Consider the following 22,045-nt stretch of genomic DNA (forward strand, 5'->3'; position numbering starts at 1 on the left):
TTTGTTTCTAAAAAGTAAAAAATTAGAATAAATTTTTATATTTACCCCTCAAAACTTTTACTTTTACTTCGAAAACAAGATAAGTTTTGATAAGCAAAGCGCTTATCGTATAATAACTAAATTACGATAATGGAAAAGCGTAAATTAAGTTTCTGGCAAATTTGGAACATGAGTTTCGGTTTCTTAGGAATACAATTTGGTTTTGCACTGCAAAACGCAAATACTTCAAGAATTTTTGAAACATTAGGTGCAAAAGTTGATGAAATCCCTATTTTATGGATTGCTGCTCCTGTTACTGGTTTGATTATCCAACCCATAATTGGTTATTTTAGTGATAGAACCTGGACAAAATTAGGCCGACGCAGACCCTATTTTCTGGTAGGTGCTATTTTATCATCTGTGGCTTTATTTATAATGCCCAATTCGCCATCCTTATGGATTGCAGCAGGAACATTATGGATGATGGATGCTTCTATCAACATTTCGATGGAACCGTTCCGTGCCTTTGTAGGGGATAATCTACCCGAAAATCAGCGTACTTTAGGTTTTGCTATGCAAAGTTTTTTCATTGGACTAGGCGCCGTTGTTGGTTCACTACTCCCTTACATCTTTACGAATGTTTTTGGCGTAAACAATACTGCCGCAGAAGGAATCATTCCTGATTCTGTAAAATGGTCCTTCTATATAGGAGGAATTGTTTTTCTATTGGCTGTATTGTGGACTATTTTTAAATCTACTGAATACTCTCCTGAAGAATTGCAGGCTTTTGAACAAAAAGATAAAGATTCCAAAGAGATAGCCCCAATTGAAACGGAGTTTGAATCCAAAGCTAATATCAAAAGACAATTCACTTTAGGATTCCTAATGACTTTGTTGGGAAGCATTATTTCATTTATAATTTACGAAAACGGGCTTACTAAAGAACTCTATATTTTATTTGTTGGGTTAATTATGATTGGAATTTTATTCATGATTACTTCCAGACTTAGAATAGTTCAAATAAAAAATGGGTTCACCATCATCATGACCGATTTATTGAACATGCCCACCACAATGAAAAAATTGGCTTGGGTTCAATTCTTTTCTTGGTTTGCGCTTTTCTCCATGTGGATTTATACTACGCAAGCCGTTACGCAACATATTTTTGGAACAACTGATACGACCTCTAAAATATACAATGACGCTGCTGACTGGGTTTCGGTACTTTTCACCGTTTATAATGGAGTTGCAGCTGCTGTCGCCTTTTTACTGCCTGTAATTGCAAAAAAAGTAGGCGTTAGATATACACATTTACTGGCATTGTGCTCCGGTGGTGTAGGTCTCCTTTCTATTTATTTTATTGGAGATAAATATTTATTATTAGTTCCAATGATAGGAGTTGGTATCGCATGGGCGAGTATTTTATCAATGCCTTACGCTATGTTATCAGGCGCTTTACCTGCTGCAAAAATGGGATATTATATGGGAGTTTTTAACTTTTTTGTAGTTATTCCTCAAATTGTTGCCGCAACAATACTTGGTTTTGTAGTGAAACAATTTTTTCAAAACGAACCTATTTACGCATTATTAATTGGCGGCGTATCGATGATATTTGCCGGTTTACTAACACTTAGAGTAAACAACAGAACAAAAATTGAAATTCATGAATAACAAAAAAGCATTCATATTTGACCTCGACGGAGTGATTGTAGACACGGCAAAATATCATTATTTAGCTTGGCAAAAAATCGCAAATGAATTAAATATTGATTTCACACTGGAACACAACGAATTATTAAAAGGAGTCAGCCGTGTGCGATCTTTGGATATTATATTAGAATTAGGAAAAGTGGAAGCTTCGCAAGAAGACAAAGACAAATGGTTAATTCAAAAAAATGAGGATTATTTATCCTATTTAGTTGACATGAACGAGAGCGAAATTCTTCCGGGAGTTTTTCCAGTTTTGAAATTTCTAAAAGAAAAAGACCAACCAATCGCATTGGGGTCTGCCAGTAAAAATGCCAGACCAATTCTAGAAAAAACAGGAATATTATCCTATTTTGATGCTATTGTAGATGGAAATGATGTTACCAATGCAAAACCAGATCCAGAAGTTTTCTTGATTGCAGCTAAATTATTAAATATAAATCCTGAAGACGCTATTGTTTTTGAAGATTCAGTTGCAGGTGTTCAAGCGGCTAATATTGGAAAAATGACCAGCGTAGGAATTGGCGAAGAAACAGTGCTACACGAAGCAAAATACATCTTTAAAGATTTTACGGAAATAGATACCAACTTCATAGAAGATTTAATTAAAAAATAAAAAAGATAGAATAAAAAGAAGCGAGAGGCTAGACAAATTGAGGTAAAAACCAAAAATCTCAAACTTCTCAACCTTACACTTTTTAAACTTTAAACAAAGGAAGAAATGAACCAAGATTATATAAAACCAGACAATTGGTCTATCATAGAAGAAGGATTTGATGTAGAAAGCGTAAAATCATCTGAAAGTCTGTTCAGTATTGGTAGCGGGGCGATGGGACAACGTGCTAATTTTGAAGAAACCTATACTGGAGAAACATTCCAGGGAAGTTATATTGCAGGAATTTATTATCCGGATAAAACCAAAGTGGGCTGGTGGAAAAATGGTTATCCGGAATATTTTGCCAAGGTTTTGAATGCTCCAAACTGGATTGGAATTGACATCGAAATCAACGGAGAAAAATTGGATCTGAATACCTGTTCAGAAGTCAAAAACTTTCGCCGTGAATTGAATATGAAAGAAGGTTGGTACAATCGTTCTTTTGAAGCGACTTTGAAAAACGGAACGGAGATTTCGGTAAACATTCGTCGTTTTCTTTCTATCGTTTTGGATGAAGTTGGCATTATTAATTACGAAATCATCCCTTTAAACAAGGATTCAAAAATAATTTACAAACCGTATATCGACGCTGGCGTAACCAATGAAGATGCCAACTGGGAAGAAAAATTCTGGGAGCCGCTTGACGTAAAAAAATCTGGAAATGAAGCTTTTGTAACAGCTCAAACGTTCAAAACACATTTCAAAGTAACTACTTTCATGCAAAATAGCATTTTGTCCAATGGCGAAAGAACTGCTATTTCCCCTTCAAATATAGATGCAACTTCAGACAAAATTCAATTTAGTTATGATGTAATTGTGGCTCAAGGCCAAAAATCATCTATCCAAAAAATTGGTGGTTATACCGTTTCATTGAATCATGAAAATACAATTACCGCTGCCGAAAAAGTAATTCAATCTGCTTTAGCAAAAGGATACAATCAAATGCTGCAAGATCAAATTGATGCTTGGGCAAAAATTTGGGAAATGTCAGATATTACAATTGATGGCGATGTAAAAGCACAACAAGGAATTCGTTTCAATATTTTTCAGTTAAACCAAACTTATTTAGGAAAAGATTCCCGTTTGAATATTGGACCAAAAGGATTTACCGGCGAGAAATACGGTGGTTCTACCTATTGGGATACCGAAGCGTATTGCATTCCGTTTTATATGGCAACCAAAGATCAGGAAGTGGCGAGAAATTTATTGACTTACCGCTACAATCAATTGGACAAAGCTATTGAAAATGCAGCCAAATTAGGATTTACTAACGGAGCTGCTTTGTACCCAATGGTAACAATGAACGGTGAAGAATGTCATAACGAATGGGAAATTACTTTTGAAGAAATTCATAGAAATGGCGCCATCGCATTTGCCATTTATAACTTTTACAGATACACTGGCGATTATAGTTACATTCCTGAAAAAGGACTGGAAGTATTAATAGGAATTGCTCGTTTTTGGCACCAAAGAGCCAATTTTTCGACTAATTTAAACCAATATGTAATTCTGGGCGTTACTGGTCCAAATGAATACGAGAACAACGTAAACAATAATTTCTACACCAATTATATTGCAAAATGGTGTTTGGAATATACCTACGAACAAATTCAAAAAGTGTCTCTGGAATATCCTTCGGATCATAAAAGAATTACCGAAAAAGTAAAAATCTCTGATTCTGAATTACAATCTTGGAAAAAAGTTTCGGACAATATGTACTTCCCTTTTTCGGAAGAACATAACGTGTACTTACAGCAAGACGGTTTCTTAGACAAAGATTTAGTTCGTGTAGCCGATTTAGACAAAAGCCAAAGACCAATCAACCAAAAATGGTCTTGGGACAGAATTTTGCGTTCGCCTTATATCAAACAAGCCGATGTTTTACAGTGTTTCTATTTCTTTGAAGATCATTTTTCGAAAGAAGAACTAAAAAATAATTTTGAATTTTACGAATCATTTACGGTTCATGAAAGTTCACTTTCGCCTTGCGTACACTCGATTCAAGCTGCTTTATTGGATAAAATGGACATGGCATATACTTTTTATTTAAGAACTTCTCGTCTTGATTTAGACGATTATAACAAAGAAGTAGAAGAAGGCTGTCATATTACATCAATGGCAGGAACCTGGATGAGTATCGTGGAAGGTTTTGGCGGAATGAGAATTAAAGAAGACAAACTTCATTTTTCTCCAAAAATCCCAAAAGAATGGAATGGTTATTCTTTTAAAATCAATTTTAGAAATCAAATCCTAAAAGTGGCCATCAATCACAAGGAAACAACATTTTCAATAGATGGCAACAAGGAATTAGCAATAGTTGTAAATGATAAAAACATAATTGTAACAGCAGAAAATTTAGTTACTGTTTAAAAAATTAATGGTTAGAACTTGTAGTTAATTCAAATCATTTAATCCCAAGCCTAGCTAGGCTTACAGACAATCCCAATAAACATTGGGATTGTTTAATTGATAGTAGTTCAAAATCAAAATTTACTATTTGTAATTATTTTTTAAATCCCGTTTCTTCTTAAATGTACTAGCATTATTTAAATGGTAGTAAAACTTTAATGTCAAAAAAATATAATTTAATAATGAATAAAATTGGTACATTACCCTTCATAAATAAGAGCTTTCTAAAAAAAATAACCTTATTCCTTTTTTTTATGTCTTTATCATTAAACGCACAAATTCAAAGAATTGAACCGCCTTTTTGGTATGCGGGCATGAAAAATCCAGAATTACAAATTATGTTTTATGGCAAAGACATTACTCAATACCAAGTCACGGTTTCTAATGGAATAAAAATCACTAATGTTAAGAGAACAGAAAATCCTAACTACATTTTTGTCACCATTGATACTAAAAAAGTATCGGCAACTGATTTGATTTTCACCTTCAAGAACAACACTAAAGAGTCGTTCACCCAAAAATATGCTTTAAAGAAAAGAAGAGATAATTCAGCTCAACGCAAAAGTTACGATGCTTCGGATATGATGTATTTGCTGATGCCGGACCGTTTTGCAAATGGAAACAGGGATAACGATAGCGAAGACTCCACTACAGAAAAATACAATCGTGAATTACCCGGAGGAAGACACGGAGGCGACATTGAAGGAATTATAAAAAATCTGGATTACATTTCCTCACTGGGCGCAACAACGATATGGAGCACGCCACTTTGCGAAGACAATGACGCTGCTTTTTCCTACCATACTTATGGTCAATCTGATGTCTATAAAATAGATCCTCGTTACGGGACAAATGAAGATTATGTACGCTTATCTGCTGAAATGCATAAGAAAAACATGAAATTAGTGATGGATTACGTGACTAATCATTGGGGAATTGAACATTGGATGATGAAAGATTTACCCACACGCGAATGGATCAATCAGTTTGATAAATATACCCAAACCAATCATAAAAGAACGGTTATAAACGATACACATGCCTCTAAAATTGATACCGAAACATGCCTGAAAGGTTGGTTTGCACCATCAATGCCTGATTTAAACTTATCGAATCCTTTGGCATTAAAATACCTGATTCAAAATGCAATTTGGTGGATTGAATATGCAAATTTGGATGGATTTAGAGTAGATACGTTTAATTATTCCGACCCAAAAGGAATTGCCAAATGGACAAAATCAGTTACTGATGAATACCCAAATTTCAATATTGTAGGCGAAGTCTGGATGCAAAGCCAAGCACAGATATCGTATTGGCAAAAAGACAGCCCGATAAGTAAAATACAAAACTACAATTCCAATTTACCAAGTGTAATGGATTTTACGTTGTACGAAGCAACAAGCAAAGCATTCAATGAAGATGACGGTTCTTGGGACAAAGGAATGATGAAATTATATGATAATTTCACCAATGACTTCCTCTACCCAAACACTAACAATATGTTGATTTTTGTTGAAAATCATGATACCAATCGTTTCAATCAGACGTACGGAAATGATATTAGAAAATACAAAATGGCAATGGCTTTGATGGCAACGGTTCGTGGAATTCCACAATTGTATTACGGTAGTGAAATTGGTATGACCGGAGACAAAGGCAAGGGAGATGCTGATATTCGTCAAGACTTTCCAGGTGGTTGGATAGGTGATGAAAATAACGCTTTCGTCAAAGAAGGAAGAACTCCTGGTCAAAGCGAATATTTTGATTATACTTCTAAATTATTTAATTGGAGAAAAACAAAATCAGTAGTTCATTTTGGGAAGATGACACATTACATCCCTGAAAACAATGTGTATGTTTATTTTAGACACAATACTACTGAAAGTGTTATGGTTCTAATGAACAACAGCAATGAAACCCACACCATAAATACACATCGTTTTAAAGAAAACATCAAAGATTTTAAAACAGGAAAAGATGTGATTTCAGAATTAACATTTGATATCACAAACGAAATAATAATAGAACCAAAATCGGTTTTGATTTTAGAATTGAAGTAATTTAAATCCTATAAGACATTTAAGGAACCTTAAATGAACTTATATTTCTTATGTGTTTCAAAAAATAACTAACGAAAGACCAATCATTAAATTCAACTAAATGAAAAAATATTTAATGCTGATTTTAATAGCAGTAACAACACTTTTTACCAGTTGTAGCAGTACAAAGACGGTTTCTGAAAGTAACAAAAATGCAACTAAAACCCCGTTTGTTTGGGAAGGAGCCAATCTGTATTTTCTTATGACTGATCGTTTCTATAATGGCGATTCCTCAAATGATGTTTCATTCAACAGAACTAAAACAGCAGGAAAACTTCGTGGATTTGAAGGCGGTGACATCAAAGGAATTTCGAAAAAAATTGATGAAGGCTATTTTGATGAACTGGGAATTAATGCCATTTGGTTTACACCAATAGTGGAACAAATTCACGATGGCGTAGATGAAGGAACGGGATTAAGTTATGGTTTTCATGGGTATTGGGCCAGAGATTGGACGAACTTGGACCCTAATTTTGGCACAAAAAAAGATTTAGCTGTATTAGTAGAAAAAGCACATGCACATGGAATCCGAATCGTTCTTGACGGCGTTATCAATCATACCGGACCAGTAACAACTGAGGATACAGTTTGGCCAAATGACTGGGTGAGAACAGGGCCAACTTGCGATTATAAATCCTTTGCGAATACAACTGCTTGTACATTAGTGGCGAATCTTCCGGATGTAAAAACAGAGAGCAATCAAAATGTGCCTTTACCTCCTTTTCTAATCGAAAAATGGAAAAAAGAAGGTCGTTATGAACAAGAAATGAAAGAATTGGACGCATTTTTTGCTCGTACAGGATATCCAAGAGCCCCAAAATATTACATCATCAAATGGTTGACAGACTATATATCTGATTATGGAATTGACGGTTATAGAGGCGATACTGTAAAACACACTGACGAAACTGTTTGGGCTGATTTCAAAACACAATGCAATTATGCTTTTGAAAATTGGAAGAAAAACAACCCTACAAAAGTATTGGATAACAATTCTTTTTACACCATTGCTGAAGTGTATAATTATGGAATCAGTGGCGGACAAATTTTCGATTTTGGAGACAAAAAAGTAAACTATTACAAAAACGGGTTCAATAATATGATCAATTTTGAATTCAAATGGGATGCCCAAAAAGACTATGAATTCATATTCTCTAAATATTCCGATAAGTTGAATAATGAACTGAAAGGTTACAGTGTTTTAAACTATTTATCTTCCCATGATGATGGTGGCCCTTTTGATGCAAAACGCACCAAAAGTAAAGAAGCGGGAACAAAATTATTACTGAGTCCGGGACTTTCACAAGTATATTACGGAGATGAATCTGCGCGTTCATTAGTAGTTGAAGGAACTCAAGGCGATGCAACACTACGTTCGCTTATGAATTGGGAAGATATTAAGACGAATCCTGAAACTCAAAAAACACTTTTGCATTGGCAAAAATTAGGTCAATTCAGAAAAAATCATCCTTCGGTTGGAGCAGGAATTCACAAGCAAATTTCAGCAAAACCGTATACTTTTAATAGAACTTTTACAAAAGGAAATTATTCAGATGCTGTAGTCATTGGGCTGGATTTACCAATTGGCAAAAAAGAACTTTCCGTTGGTTCCGTTTTTAAAGATGGAGTCAAAGTAAGAGATGCGTATTCCGGAAAATCAGGAATTGTTTCTGACGGAAAAGTTTCATTTGACACTAATTTTTCATTATTATTAATTGAAAATCAGTAATCTTTATATTTTATTTTCATAAAAAAGGGATTGTCTAAATTTTAGACAATCCCTTTTTTTTTATAAAAACAGACCTTATTTTTTGGTAAAATCTCCAGCGTAAATTAATACTAACTTTTTCATATCGAAATATTTTTTCAACGCTGCATTTACTTTATCTACATCCAACGCTTTTACTTTATTTTCATAGTCCGAATAATCCGTAAACGTTTTATTTTGATCTAAATATTCTCTTAATTGCCTAACTAAAAACTCATCGGTTCCAAGCATTGTTTGTCGTTGTTGCAACCAAGATTTTAATGAAGCATCAAATTCTACTTTTGTAAAACCCTTATCCAATGCTTTGTGAATTTCGTCTTTCAAAGCATTGTCTAATTTATCTTTAAACAACGGATTAAAGAAAGCGTAAACGCCCCAACTACCCGTCTTGTCAATGCCACTTCCTGAAACAAAAGAGCCCGCACCATAACTCATCCCCTCAGCTTCCCGCAATCGTTGTGGTATTCTGGAAGAAAGAAAACCACCTCCAAGCAATTCATTTGCCATATCAACAGCCGGATAGTCCGACTCATTCATACCAATATTCAAATTGATTTTCCCAATAACAGCAGCATTGGTTTTATCATTGACCTGAATGGTCTTTTCCAACGATTTTACATCAAAATATTGCGTTGCAATTCTTGAATAAAGTTCTTTTGAGTTCCAATTATCTAAAGTTTTAGACATAAATTCTTTGATACTTTTTTTATCGATTCCACCTACGAATGAAATGATACTATTATTTCCGTTATAGAAATCCTCATAATATTTTTTCACGTCGTTCAGTGTGATTTTACTTAATTCAGCTAATTCTTCATCAACTGTTTTTACATAAAAAGGATGCGATTTTGGATACACTGCCGTTTCTTTTTCCACAGCTTCATTGGCTAGTGATTGTGGTTCATTTTTGGAGGATTCCAATTCACTTTTAGTTTCTAATTTCATTTTTTCAAATTCAGAAGCATCAAATAATGGATTCCTTAAAATATCATCAACAAGAATTAAAGCTTTATTTAAATTCTCTTTATCAGTACTCATTCTCAAATACATTCTATCTACAGTTGCTTGTAAACTCAAATTAATTTTATATTGATCTAATTGGTCATTAATATCACTTTTACTTCTTGTCTTCGTACCTAATTTTAGCATTTTGGCAGTTAAGTCAGCTATTAGACTTTTCCCTTCAAGTGCTTTCTCATTTCCTATTCGAAGCATAATTCGAGCTTCAATTTTATTCCCTTTTGAAGGTTTTTCAAGCAATGCGTATTTTCCACCTGAAACTAATTTTCCTGTTTCTGTTGTTTTCAAAATATTAGCGACCGAGGTTTCAAAAGTAGCCTTATTCATCTCTAAAGCTTTCCCTTTATATCCCTTTGTTAGGGCCGCAATATCTGGAGTATCACTTACTTTTACACGTTCTGTATCATTTTCAGGCAGGAATCTTCCCCAAGTTCGGTTGCTTTGTAAATAATATTTTTTGGCAACATTTTGAATATCGGCAAGTGTCAATTTTTCAACATTATCTCTATCAATAAAGAATAAACGCCAATCTCCTGCACCAATATTTTCTGTCAATGCAATACTCAAATTGATTGTTTTATTGTAAGTGTTTTCAAATTGTTTCAACAATTCATTTTTGGCTCTTTTTAAATCATCGTCCGTGAATATCATTTTTGGAACCTCGTTCATAGTTTGAAGAAAAGCACTTTGAGCCGTTGTTAGATCTTTATCTTTCGGGATTTCACATTGAAAATAACTAAAACCGGGATCTCTTAACGTCCTGGTATAACCGTAAACACTAGTTGCAAGTTTCGTTTCGATCAAAGCTTTATACAAAACACCCGAAGGATTGTTTGAAAGAATTGAAATCAAAGCATTGTTTGCCGCATATTCTTTGTCCGAAAAACTGGGCGTATGATACGCCATTGCTACATACTGAATGTCACCGTTTCTTTTTAACTCAACAAAACGCTCTCCATCTTGGGCTGGTTCAACAGTATATGTTGGTTCAATAATTTGTTTTGATTTTGGAATAATCGCAAAATATTTTGAAATCAAATCTAATGTTTTCTTTTCATCAAATTTCCCTCCGACAATTAGTGTCGCATTATTGGGTTGATAATATTTTTTGTAGAAATTTTTAAGAGAAGATGCCTTAACTCTTTCGATATCTTCTTTGCTTCCTATCGTCGAATTCCCATAATTATGCCATAAAAAAGCCGATGAAATAATCCTTTCTTCCAGAACACTGGAAGGAGAATTCTCTCCTATTTCAAATTCATTTCTAACCACCGAAAACTCAGTATCTAAATCCGATTGTAAAATAGAAGATGTTACCATTCTATCCGCTTCCATTTCTAAAGCCCAATTTAAGTTATCGTCTGTCGCAGGAAGAATTTCATAATAATTTGTTCGATCACACCACGTAGTCCCATTTGCTATTGCTCCTTTATCTGCAATCGCTTTTTTAATTTCACTGAATTTTGACGACCGTTTAAACAACATATGCTCCAGTAAATGCGCCATTCCGGTTTCACCGTAACCTTCGTGTCTCGAACCTACATTATATACAATATTCACCACTAAATTTGATTGTGCGGCATCAGGAATCAAAAGAATTTGAAGCCCATTTGGCAAATTATATTCTTTAATTCCTTCAACTGAGGTAACTAATTTTGGTATCTGTGCAAAACTTGTCCCTATAAACAATCCTGTAAAAAAAATTGATAAAATACTATTTTTCATAAATGGTTCTATTTAAGTTAATTTAAAAAGATTATTTTTAAATTTTTTATGTAAATATCCTATTTTTCTTTCATTAAACAATTGCTTTTTTTATAAAAAAACAACCGTTTTAAAGCTTTAACTTAAAAAATTGTTCTTTTTTTGTACTGAAAAAATATTCTATGAAAAAGATTGGTCATCGAGGCGTCAAAGGGTATGAACCGGAAAATACATTAGTTTCTTTCCAAAAAGCATTAGACATGCAACTAGATGGGATTGAACTCGATGTACATCTTAGTGCGGATGATGAATTAATGGTGATCCATGATGAAACAATTGACAGAACGACTAATGGAAAAGGTTTTGTAAATAAACTATCTTTGCGCGAATTGAAGACTTTTCGAATTCATAACAAGCACGACCCGGGGCTTTTAGCCGAACTGGCGCAGCAAATCCCAACGCTCAAAGAAGTATTTGATTTGGTAAACCAAGGCTGTTTTATCAATATTGAACTAAAAAATTACGATACAGCAGAGAAAGTGGTTTCACTTATAGAAAAGTATGTTGCTGAAAAAGAGTGGAAATACGACCGTTTCTTAGTTTCGAGTTTTGATTGGAATGCCTTGCAGCAAATCGCGTTTTTAAATGATAAAATTCCCATTGGCGTTTTAACGGAAACCAATTTAGACTTGGCTTTGGCTTTCGCCAAATTCATTCAGGCAAAATCCATTCATCCGCATTTTCACTTATTGACAAAAGAAAATACGGCGCAAATGCAGGAAAAAGGATTTCAGGTTTTTCCTTGGACCATAAATGAAATAGAGGACATTCAAAAAATAAAAGCATTTAACGTAAACGGAATTATTACCGATTTCCCAAATAGAATATGAATCAAAATTTCGATATAATAATAGTAGGCGGCGGCGCAGCAGGATTTTTTACGGCAATCAATATTGTAGAAAAAAATCCGAAGTTAAAAGTAGCCATTCTGGAACGCGGTACAGAAGTACTAAACAAAGTACGCATTTCCGGCGGTGGAAGATGCAACGTGACACACGCTTGTTTTGAACCAAATGAATTGGTGAAGTTCTATCCGCGTGGCGAAAAAGAATTGCGAGGTCCTTTTCATCAGTTTTGTTCTGGTGATACCATTGAATGGTTTGAGAAACATGGTGTAGAATTAAAAATTGAGCCTGATGGACGTATGTTTCCAGTTTCTAATTCCTCACAAACCATAATTGATTGTTTCCTGAAAGCTACACAAAAACTGGGAATAGCCGTACTTACTGGACAAAGTGTACAATCCATTTTTAAAAAAGACACTTTATGGAAAATAGAAACCCAAAGTGAAAATTATCTTGCCGAAAAACTAATTCTAGCCACAGGCAGCAATCCTAAAGTATGGGAAATGCTACAGAGTTTTGGACATGCTGTTGTCAGCCCAGTTCCTTCCCTATTCACTTTCAACATCAAAGATTCCAGAATAAAAGAATTACCTGGAGTTGTAGCACAAGTAACTGTAAAAGTAAAAGACACTAAACTCATATCAACTGGACCTTTGTTAATTACCCACTGGGGAATGAGCGGTCCGGCAATTTTGAAATTATCAGCTTGGGGTGCCCGAATCTTACATGACAAAAATTATCAGTTCACTATTTTCGTGAATTGGCTGAATGATGCTGACAAAGAAGATGTAGAGAAAAAATTAAAAGAATTAAAACAAGAACACGCCAAAAAATCGGTTTCTAAAAAATCACCATTCGAATTAACCAATCGGTTATGGGAAAGTTTAGTACTCGCTTCCGGAATTGAATCAGAAACTAAATGGGCTGATTTATCTAAAATTCAATTGCAAAATCTTGCGAATCAATTAACGAATGGTACTTTTCAAGTGAATGGAAAAAGCACCTTTAAAGAAGAATTTGTAACTGCAGGCGGAGTCGATTTAAAGGAAATCAACTTCAAAACTATGGAAAGCAAGCTTCATGAGAACCTTTATTTTGCTGGTGAAATTGTGAATATTGATGCGATTACAGGCGGATTCAATTTCCAAAATGCATGGACGAGCGGATTCATTGTGGCGAATGCCGTTTAGACCAAAGTTCCTTTTTAAAAACAGTTAACAATTAATACTTTATCCCATTCTACAAAGTAATTTAAACCTAACCTTATTATACCACAAGACTTTAATTAAGAGAACTTTAGTGTTTGATTAACATGAATTTATTATTCTGTTTTCATTTTCACAGAATGATTTGAATATGTTTGTAATCAAAATATTACGAATGACAAAAATCTACCTTTCTCTTCCATTACTATTTTTTGCAGTTCAATCTAGTTTTTCACAAACCGAAAAATTAATTAACGGTACCGTTTTGTATGAAAAATTTCCTGTCGGAAAAGTCGAAGTTGCTAATTTTAGTTCTAAAAAAACTACCATTACAAATGCATCGGGAGAATTTTCTATATTGGTAAAAGCGGGAGACGAACTCTTTTTTGTTTCAAAAAACCATGATATCAAAAAAATTATGGTGAATCAAAAAACCATCAACAACAAAAATCTCATTATTTCATTAACCCTTAAACCCGAAGAGTTAAAGGAAGTCGTAATTACAAAAATGCCTTCAATTCAGTTAAGTACAGATAAAGGGTATGAACAAGGAAAGCTAGATCAATTAGCTCTAGAAAAAGCAGTACGTAAACCAAAAATCCTTGGAATTAACAATGGAACCATTGAAAACGGAATGGATTTAATGCGAATTGGCGGCATGATTATAGGCTTATTCGCAAAAGAAAAAGAAAAAATCAAAAAAACTGTTCCTGAAATTGATTTTACAGCATTGGCAAAAAGCAGCTGTGATAAGAAATTTTATCTTGAAAACTTAAAATTAAAACCAGATGAAATAGACCTGTTTCTTCAATTTTGTGATGCAGATCCTAAATCAAAATTACTAATAGAACATCATAATGTACTCAGCATAATGGATTTTTTATCTGCCAAGAATATTGAATTTAAGAAGCTATAAGATTAAAAAAAATAATTTAGTTTTCTCATCAAGAGATAAACTGATTACTGCGATTGAAAACTGTCGACTATTTATTCAGCCACCAAATACTTCCATTTAAAACAGCTGCAAAACTTACCCAAGCCAAATACGGAAGGAACAAATAACCTGCAATTTTATTGATTTTAGCAAACTGAATATAAGTTTCATAAATCATCAGCCACAAAATAATAATTTCTAAACCTGCTAACATTGGATTGTGTAATCCAAAGAATAAATAGGACCACAAAGCATTTAATGCTAATTGAATCGTAAAGAAAATTAAGGCTTTTTTAACCGCTTCTTTTTCAAAATCAATTCGGTTCCAAACTAAACCTGCAGCAACGCCCATCATAATATACAACATGCTCCAAACCGGTGCAAAAACCCAGTTGGGCGGATTAAAACTTGGTTTGACTAGAGTAGGATACCATGTTGTAATTGCTGAACGAGTAACCATTCCGGAGAAATAACCAATCGCAAGACAAGTAACAACAATAGCTAATATTCGGGTAATCTTATTCATTTTTATGTTTTTAAAAATTTTTGAAACAGGATATTTTTTTTAACCATATAAGAGACTAAAGAAAATATAAGTTTAATAACAAAAACCCTTAAATGGACTTATATAACTTCTATGGTAAATTTTTATCGGTCAAATTTACTTAAATCTTTCTAACGATTAACCAGATAAACAAATTAACAAATAAACCAAAAAAAGTATCTTTGCGTAAATTTTTAAGTTCATGATTTCAGCAAACGATTTTATTCCATCAAAATATACACATTCCGTTGAAAAGGGAAATTTCCAATGGAGCGCGCCCAGCAATATTGCCCTTGTAAAATATTGGGGCAAAAAGGACAATCAAATTCCTGCTAATCCATCCGTTAGTTTTACATTGAATAACTGTAAAACCATTACCAAGTTGGCTTTCGCCAAAAAACAAAATGATGGTACCTTCTCCTTTGATTTACTTTTTGAAGGAAAACCAAAAGAAGACTTCAAACCAAAAATCCAAAAATTCTTGGAGCGAATTGAAATCTATTTACCGTTTTTGAAAGATTACCATTTTACAATCGATACGGAGAATACGTTTCCGCACAGTTCGGGAATTGCTTCATCCGCTTCAGGAATGGCGGCATTGGCGATGAACTTGATGAGTTTAGAAAAAGCATTAAATCCTGAAATGACTTCAGCCTATTTCTATCAAAAAGCTTCTTTATTAGCACGTTTAGGTTCCGGTAGCGCTTGTAGAAGTGTAAAAGGAAGTATAGTGGTTTGGGGAAATCATGCCAATATCTCAGGAAGTTCTGATTTATTTGGCATTGAATTTCCAAATGCCATTCATGCTAATTTTAAGAATTTTCAAGATACGATTTTGTTAGTTGACAAAGGCGAAAAACAAGTTTCGAGTACTGTTGGACACGATTTGATGCACAACCATCCTTTTGCCGAAAGGCGATTTGCACAAGCGCACGAAAATTTAGATACATTAATTACCATTTTTGAAAGCGGAAATCTGGAAGAATTCATCAAAATTGTGGAAAGTGAAGCTTTGACTTTGCATGCCATGATGATGACCTCGATGCCTTATTTTATATTGATGAAACCAAACACGTTGGAAATCATTAATGCGATTTGGAAATTTAGAAACGAGACCAAAATTCCGGTTTGCTTCACGCTGGATGCAGGAGCAAATGTTCACGTTTTATATCCTGAAAATGTAGCGGTTACCGTTTTACAATTTATTAAGGACGAATTAGTTGGCTATTGCCAAAATGGTCAGTACCTTTGCGACGAAATTGGAAATGGAGCTTTGTTGAATTAGTTTATTTTTTCCCTATCTTTAATTTTTAAAGCGATGAAATTATGGACATTCAATCAGAGAAATTAGAATTGATTAAATTGTTATTAGAAACTAATGACAAAGCCATAATCGAAGCTATAAAAAACATTTTCAAATCAGAAAAAAAAGATATTTGGAAAGAATTATCTCCTGAAGAACAAGAAGAAATTGATCTTGGAATACAAGAAGCAAATCGCGGAGATAAAGTCGATTTATAAAATTACCTACTAAAACACCTAATTATCAACCCCAAATTGCTAATTTACAATCTAATATGAAAGGACCTTTATTTTACTCAAAAATATTACTCTTTGGAGAATACGGAATTATTCGTGACTCAAAAGGATTGTCAATTCCTTATAATTTTTATAATGGTGCGCTTAAAAGAGAGGAGAATCCATCTGATGAAGCCATAAAATCAAATGGAAATTTGAGACGTTTTGTTACTTATTTGGAAACGTTACAAAACGAGCAACCCAACTTAGTTACTTTTGATTTAGCTACTTTAAAAAATGATGTTGAAACTGGAATGTATTTTGATTCCAGCATTCCACAAGGTTATGGTGTAGGAAGTAGCGGGGCTCTTGTAGCAGCTATTTACGATAAATACGCACAAAATAAAATCACGGTCCTGGAGAATTTGACTCGTGAAAAATTATTGCAATTAAAAAATATATTTTCTCAAATGGAGAGTTTTTTCCACGGAAAAAGTTCTGGTTTAGACCCTTTAAACAGTTATTTGAGTATTCCAATTCTTATCAATTCTAAAGATAACATTGAAGCTACCGGAATTCCAACACAAAGTTTAAATGGAAAAGGTGCTGTATTTTTGTTAGATTCAGGAATTGTAGGCGAAACGGCTCCGATGGTGAATATTTTCATGGAAAACCTAAAAGACAAAGGATTTCGTACCATGTTGAAAAATCAATTTGTAAAACATACGGATGCCTGTGTGGAAAATTTCCTTGGCGGTGATATGAAATCATTGTTCATGAACACTAAGAAATTATCAAAAGTGGTTTTGAACAACTTCAAACCAATGATTCCAGAACAATTTCACGGAATCTGGCAACAAGGAATTGACAGCAATGACTATTACTTGAAATTATGCGGTTCAGGCGGTGGTGGCTATATATTAGGTTTTACTGAAAATTTAGAGAAAGCCAAAATATCGTTGAAAGATTACAAACTGGAAGTCGTTTATCAGTTTTAAAAAACTCCAATACTTAAACTTAACTTTCATAAGTTAAGCAAATTGCACAAGCTTTTTATAATGAAAATTATTAGTTTGTTCTCTGTTAGAAGCTTACACCACAATTATCATTTCTAAGCAATTTGATTTGTTATGCAATACCCAATTATTTATTTTTTGGTACAAATACATATTCTCAAATCATCTCGATAATAATAAAATTTATAGAAATTATACTTTCTTGATAACTACTTAAAAGCAATGGTTTATATCATTCTTAATAAAATTTATTATTAAATAAAATTAAAAAAACTCCTACATTTTCAATTAAAACATCCTATCTTTAAACATCTGATTTTTTTTGCACTTCTATTTACAAAAAGAATAATATGTCTGAAAGTAAATTTATTGGAAATTTTAAGCTTCGCAATATATTCATTCCTCTGATTATAGTGATTTTGTCTTGTTCTTCGTTGATAGTCATCAACTATCTAACCATTAAAATTTTATCGGCATCCAGAGCGTATGTAAATGGAGAATCCCATTATTCTAAAGGACAAAAAGATGCAACCCGCCACCTTATAACCTATCTTTTTACTAAAGACCCAATTCAGTGGAAATTATTCAATGAAGAATTAAGTGTTCCTAAAGGAGATAAAATTGCACGAATCGGCTTGACAAATGATGACACTACTGAGACCATCAAAAATGGATTTAGAGCTGGGAGAAATAATGAGAAAGATCTGGATGATATAATTTGGTTATTTAGATATTTTCATTCCGTTCCCTTTTTAGCAAAAGCGATTAATGAATGGCAAAAAGGCGATTATTTAATTGCTCAATTAGAATCAATTGGAAATGACTCTCACAAAAAAATAAGTGCCAATAATTTAAAACCAGAAAACAAGCAAAAAATTTTCCAACAGATCAATATCATTACTGATAAATTAACAAAAAACGAACGTAATTTCTCTGATGCACTTGGTGAGGGTACACGTTTAATTAAAACCTATCTTCTTTTAACCAATATATTTTTTACTTTGGTGATCATAGGCAGCGTAAGTATTTACTACTCCGTCATGATTAACAGGCTAAGACGCTCTAAAGATGAAACAGACGATAAAAATAAAAATTTAATCATCGCCAATACCGAACTTGACAAATTTGTGTATAGCGCTTCACATGATTTGCGCTCTCCTATCTTGTCACTAAAAGGATTAATAGAAATCGTAAGACTAGAGGATGATTTAGATCAAATTAGGTATTATTTAGACTTAATGCATGAAAGCCTTGATAAGCAAGATGAATTTATAAAAGAAATAATAGATTATTCTAGAAATAAAAGAAAAAAAGTAGCCATTGGTCCCGTCAGTTTAAATAAAATCATAGATGAGATCATTACTCAACATCAATATATTAAGGGTACGGATGGAATCGCCATCAAAAAAGAATTATCCGTTGATGAATTGCATAGTGATGGCTTGAGATTAAAAATTATTTTAAATAATTTATTGTCAAATGCCATTAAGTATTCTGACGAAAAAAAAGAAAAAAGGTATATTTCAATTAAAACATATACCATGGGAGAATTTTACAAAATAGAAATTGAAGATAATGGCATCGGAATTAATACCGAATATCAGTTCAAAATTTTTGAAATGTTTTTTGTAACTAATAACAACAATAAAGGTTCTGGATTAGGTCTTTACTTGGTAAAAGAAGCTGTTGAAAATCTTAATGGATATATAACAGTCGATTCGGCAATGAATATTGGAAGTACATTTATAGTAACAATACCGAAAGAATATGAAGCCTAATTATAAAATTTTGATAATTGACGACAATATAATTGATCAAATTATCACCAAACAATTACTAAAAAAAACACTCGGTATAAGTGAAATATGTACTGCTAATAATGGCAAACAAGGAATTGAATGGCTTAACAATTATAAAAGGAATTCTGAAGAATCTCTAATTATTTTATTGGATATAAAAATGCCAGAAATGGATGGATTCGAGTTCCTTTCGGAATATGAAATACTACCTGAAGAATTGAAAAAAGAAATTCAAATCTTCATGCTTTCATCTACATTAGACCCTAATGATATTACACGAGCAAAAAGCAATAAATATGTACAACATCTTTTAAGCAAACCTTTGCCCGTTAAGGAATTTAGCGAAATGATTTATCCTGACTCATCTTCAAAAACAGCCTAATCAATATTTTGAATCCGATAAAATCAAAATTCTCGCCTATTTACAGCTAAGAAATACTCTTAATTCAGCAAATTTATCAGTAATATCATCTTAGAAGAATTCTCGTGTATTTTTTTGTGAAAAAATCAAGTTGATTTTAAAAACAAAATCCTAAATTTGAAAATAAATAAGCAAGTTTACTATAATTACAACCTTGTAAAACTTGATAAAAACTTTTAATAAAAAATGTTAAGCAGACAGCACAAGCTTCTTATAATGAAAATTGCAAGTTTGTTCTCTGTGGTTAGAGGGTATAACATTCCAATTATAATTTTGGCGCAATACCTTTCGGCGATATTTATTCTCGCTCCTGAGATAAGAGCTTTGACTATTATACTTGATTTTCCTTTATTCTTAATTGTCTTTGCTTCCTCGCTTACCATTGCTTCCGGGTATATAATCAATAATTTTTACGACAGCCAAAAAGATTTAATCAATCGCCCCAATAAATCGATGCTCGACCGACTGGTAAGTCAAAAAACAAAACTAAGTGTTTATTTCAGCCTAAATTTCATCGTTGCCCTAATAACGATGTTTGTTTCGTGGCGTGCTTTTTTATTCTTTTCGGTTTATATTTTCCTGATTTGGTTTTATTCTCATAAAATAAAAAAATACCCAATTATTGGCAACCTAATGGCTGCATTACTGGCAGTTTTACCTTTTTTTGCGATATTATTGTATTTTTACACTAAAATTCCTTTCTATGAAATTGAGAGTTACAAAAGTCAATTTGCAGTAATTTTTGCTCATGCCACTTTTTTATTTCTATTACTTCTTATTAGGGAAATGATTAAGGATTTAGAAAATCTAAAAGGTGATTTAGCCAATGATTATAAAACGATTCCGATAGTTTATGGTGAAGAAACATCAAAAAAAACGATTACTATTTTAACTATTCTGACGGTATTACCCGTTTATGTTTTAATCGAAATTTACGATGTAGGGTATATGGATATCTATTTTTATTCCTGTCTTATTGTCTTGATTTTTTTCTTGCTTTATTTGTGGAAATCTAACACCAAATCACAATTTTTGTTACTCCACAATGTCTTGAAATTCCTTATTGTGGCTGGAGTATTTTGTATTGTTCTTATCAATCCAAGCGTTTTGTGGCACGGAAAAAGATTGTTGATGATGATTTAGATTTCTCTTTCGTGAGAATTATAAAAAAGGGAATCAATTTCCTAAAAAAGCTCCCAAATTTCTCCATTAGGTTAGCCCCGATTACAACGGCATCCTTTTTCTTTTTTCTTTAAAAAGAAAAAGATAGAGTGGAAAGCGGGAAATAGCTCCAAAAAAGACTACCTAAAAGATATTAATCAGCTTATTAACTAGATAGTTAGCGTTTTTATAATTGGCTCTTATTGATTGTCAACTATATAAATAGTATCTTTGCACAAATTATTGGAATATTATGAATAACAAGGAAGGCAATAATAAGAAAAGTGGTCCAAGAGCGAATAGCTCACGACCAAGTTCGAATAAGCCAAAACCTGCCATGCAGAAGCGCGCTCAAGGGCCGAAAAAAGTTAAAGTAAATACTAAAGTTGCCGATATCGCTACTGATAAAGTAGAGAAAAAACCAAATCAAGCACCAAAGAGACCGAAAGTAAAAGACGAGATTCGTTTGAATAAATACATCGCTAATTCTGGTGCGTGCTCGCGTCGTGATGCGGATATTTATATTCAATCCGGGACTGTGAAAGTAAACGGGATTCCTGTTACCGAAATGGGATATATGGTGAAGCCTGGAGATGTTGTGAATTTTGACGGTTCAACTTTGACACCGGAGAAAAAAGTGTACATCTTACTGAACAAGCCTAAAAACTTTACGACTGCCATCGACGAAGGTCAGGAGTATCGTAATGTATTGGAACTGGTAAAAGGTTCTACTACAGCAAAAATTGGCGCTGTTGGGAGAATGGATAAGAATACGACTGGATTATTATTGTTTACGAACGATACAGATATGATTCGTAAGTTTACTTTACCAAGCCAAAAATCATCTAAAATATACCAAGTTTCATTAGACAAAAACTTGAAATATGAAGATTTAGAAAAGATAAACAAGGGGTTAACTCTTGATGGACACCGCGTTTTTGTGGAAGATGTAAGCTATATTGATGGTGAAGCAAAAAGTGAAATTGGTTTACAATTAAGATCGTCTAATGTAAAAGTGGTTCGTTCTATTTTTGAACACTTTAGCTATGATGTATTGCGTATTGACAGAGTTTCTTTTGCAGGTTTAACCAAAAAGAATTTGCCAAGAGGAAACTGGAGATTGCTTACTGAACAAGAAATTATCAATTTGAAGAACGTTTAATATTTCTTTGAAATTATAAAAATGAAATCCCTTTCGCAT

At 33.2% G+C, this 22,045-nt stretch carries 17 protein-coding genes; 15 read left to right on the forward strand and 2 right to left on the reverse strand.

Going from position 1 to position 22,045, the window contains the following annotated elements:
- Nucleotides 1-129 precede the first annotated feature (129 nt).
- From ACM55H_RS14720 to ACM55H_RS14740, 5 genes are all read left to right on the forward strand, one after another.
- Nucleotides 130-1,650 carry an MFS transporter gene (locus tag ACM55H_RS14720; protein WP_416837227.1) on the forward strand — a complete coding sequence of 507 codons (1,521 nt, stop codon included), beginning with the start codon at nt 130-132 and terminating at the stop codon, nt 1,648-1,650.
- On the forward strand, nt 1,643-2,302 hold the full coding sequence (gene pgmB / locus ACM55H_RS14725) for a beta-phosphoglucomutase (protein ID WP_416837229.1): 660 nt from the start codon (nt 1,643-1,645) through the stop codon (nt 2,300-2,302). Before ACM55H_RS14720 ends, pgmB begins: the two co-directional genes overlap by 8 nt.
- A 105-nt stretch (nt 2,303-2,407) precedes the next feature.
- A complete protein-coding gene (locus tag ACM55H_RS14730) occupies nt 2,408-4,711 on the forward strand; it encodes a glycoside hydrolase family 65 protein (protein ID WP_416837230.1) in 2,304 nt (767 codons plus the stop codon).
- Nucleotides 4,712-5,004: 293 nt separating this feature from the next.
- Nucleotides 5,005-6,810 carry a glycoside hydrolase family 13 protein gene (locus tag ACM55H_RS14735; RefSeq protein ID WP_416837232.1) on the forward strand — a complete coding sequence of 602 codons (1,806 nt, stop codon included), beginning with the start codon at nt 5,005-5,007 and terminating at the stop codon, nt 6,808-6,810.
- Nucleotides 6,811-6,910: 100 nt separating this feature from the next.
- The gene (locus ACM55H_RS14740; RefSeq protein ID WP_416837233.1) at nt 6,911-8,578 is read left to right on the forward strand and encodes an alpha-amylase family glycosyl hydrolase; all 1,668 of its coding nucleotides are present in this window, start codon (nt 6,911-6,913) and stop codon (nt 8,576-8,578) included.
- Between the two features lie 75 nt (nt 8,579-8,653).
- On the opposite strand, the gene ACM55H_RS14745 is transcribed toward ACM55H_RS14740, so the two are convergent.
- The gene (locus ACM55H_RS14745; RefSeq protein WP_416837234.1) at nt 8,654-11,362 is read right to left on the reverse strand and encodes a M16 family metallopeptidase; all 2,709 of its coding nucleotides are present in this window, start codon (nt 11,360-11,362) and stop codon (nt 8,654-8,656) included.
- A 161-nt stretch (nt 11,363-11,523) separates the two neighbouring features.
- Between ACM55H_RS14745 and ACM55H_RS14750 the strand changes: the two genes are divergently transcribed.
- The 3 genes from ACM55H_RS14750 (at nt 11,524) to ACM55H_RS14760 (ending at nt 14,367) form a co-directional block, all read left to right on the forward strand.
- Entirely contained in the window at nt 11,524-12,231 is a 708-nt protein-coding gene (locus ACM55H_RS14750; RefSeq protein WP_416837235.1) for a glycerophosphodiester phosphodiesterase, read from the forward strand.
- Entirely contained in the window at nt 12,228-13,436 is a 1,209-nt protein-coding gene (locus tag ACM55H_RS14755) for a BaiN/RdsA family NAD(P)/FAD-dependent oxidoreductase (protein WP_416837236.1), read from the forward strand. Before ACM55H_RS14750 ends, ACM55H_RS14755 begins: the two co-directional genes overlap by 4 nt.
- 190 nt (nt 13,437-13,626) lie before the next feature.
- Entirely contained in the window at nt 13,627-14,367 is a 741-nt protein-coding gene (locus ACM55H_RS14760) for a hypothetical protein (protein WP_416837237.1), read from the forward strand.
- A gap of 67 nt (nt 14,368-14,434) precedes the next feature.
- Here the strand turns inward: ACM55H_RS14760 and ACM55H_RS14765 are convergent, their stop codons facing one another.
- A complete protein-coding gene (locus tag ACM55H_RS14765) occupies nt 14,435-14,911 on the reverse strand; it encodes a TspO/MBR family protein (protein WP_416837238.1) in 477 nt (158 codons plus the stop codon).
- Nucleotides 14,912-15,131: 220 nt separating this feature from the next.
- Between ACM55H_RS14765 and ACM55H_RS14770 the strand changes: the two genes are divergently transcribed.
- The 7 genes from ACM55H_RS14770 to ACM55H_RS14800 all read left to right on the forward strand — a co-directional run bounded on the left by ACM55H_RS14770 (nt 15,132) and on the right by ACM55H_RS14800 (nt 22,006).
- Nucleotides 15,132-16,214 (forward strand): diphosphomevalonate decarboxylase, encoded by a 1,083-nt coding sequence (locus tag ACM55H_RS14770; protein WP_416837239.1) that lies wholly within the window; start codon nt 15,132-15,134, stop codon nt 16,212-16,214.
- Between the two features lie 41 nt (nt 16,215-16,255).
- Complete coding sequence (locus tag ACM55H_RS14775) at nt 16,256-16,450, forward strand: hypothetical protein (protein ID WP_416837241.1); 195 nt, start codon at nt 16,256-16,258, stop codon at nt 16,448-16,450.
- Nucleotides 16,451-16,506: 56 nt separating this feature from the next.
- Complete coding sequence (locus ACM55H_RS14780; RefSeq protein WP_416837242.1) at nt 16,507-17,445, forward strand: mevalonate kinase family protein; 939 nt, start codon at nt 16,507-16,509, stop codon at nt 17,443-17,445.
- 368 nt (nt 17,446-17,813) lie between these two features.
- On the forward strand, nt 17,814-19,241 hold the full coding sequence (locus ACM55H_RS14785; protein WP_416837244.1) for a sensor histidine kinase: 1,428 nt from the start codon (nt 17,814-17,816) through the stop codon (nt 19,239-19,241).
- Complete coding sequence (locus ACM55H_RS14790) at nt 19,231-19,644, forward strand: response regulator (RefSeq protein ID WP_416837246.1); 414 nt, start codon at nt 19,231-19,233, stop codon at nt 19,642-19,644. The genes ACM55H_RS14785 and ACM55H_RS14790 overlap by 11 nt, the downstream gene beginning before the upstream one ends.
- 225 nt (nt 19,645-19,869) lie before the next feature.
- A complete protein-coding gene (locus ACM55H_RS14795) occupies nt 19,870-20,826 on the forward strand; it encodes a geranylgeranylglycerol-phosphate geranylgeranyltransferase (protein ID WP_416837248.1) in 957 nt (318 codons plus the stop codon).
- A gap of 271 nt (nt 20,827-21,097) precedes the next feature.
- A complete protein-coding gene (locus ACM55H_RS14800) occupies nt 21,098-22,006 on the forward strand; it encodes a pseudouridine synthase (RefSeq protein WP_416837249.1) in 909 nt (302 codons plus the stop codon).
- The last annotated feature ends 39 nt before the right edge of the window (nt 22,007-22,045 follow it).

Origin of the sequence: Flavobacterium cryoconiti, assembly GCF_048158645.1 — a bacterium.
GTDB lineage: Bacteria > Bacteroidota > Bacteroidia > Flavobacteriales > Flavobacteriaceae > Flavobacterium > Flavobacterium cryoconiti.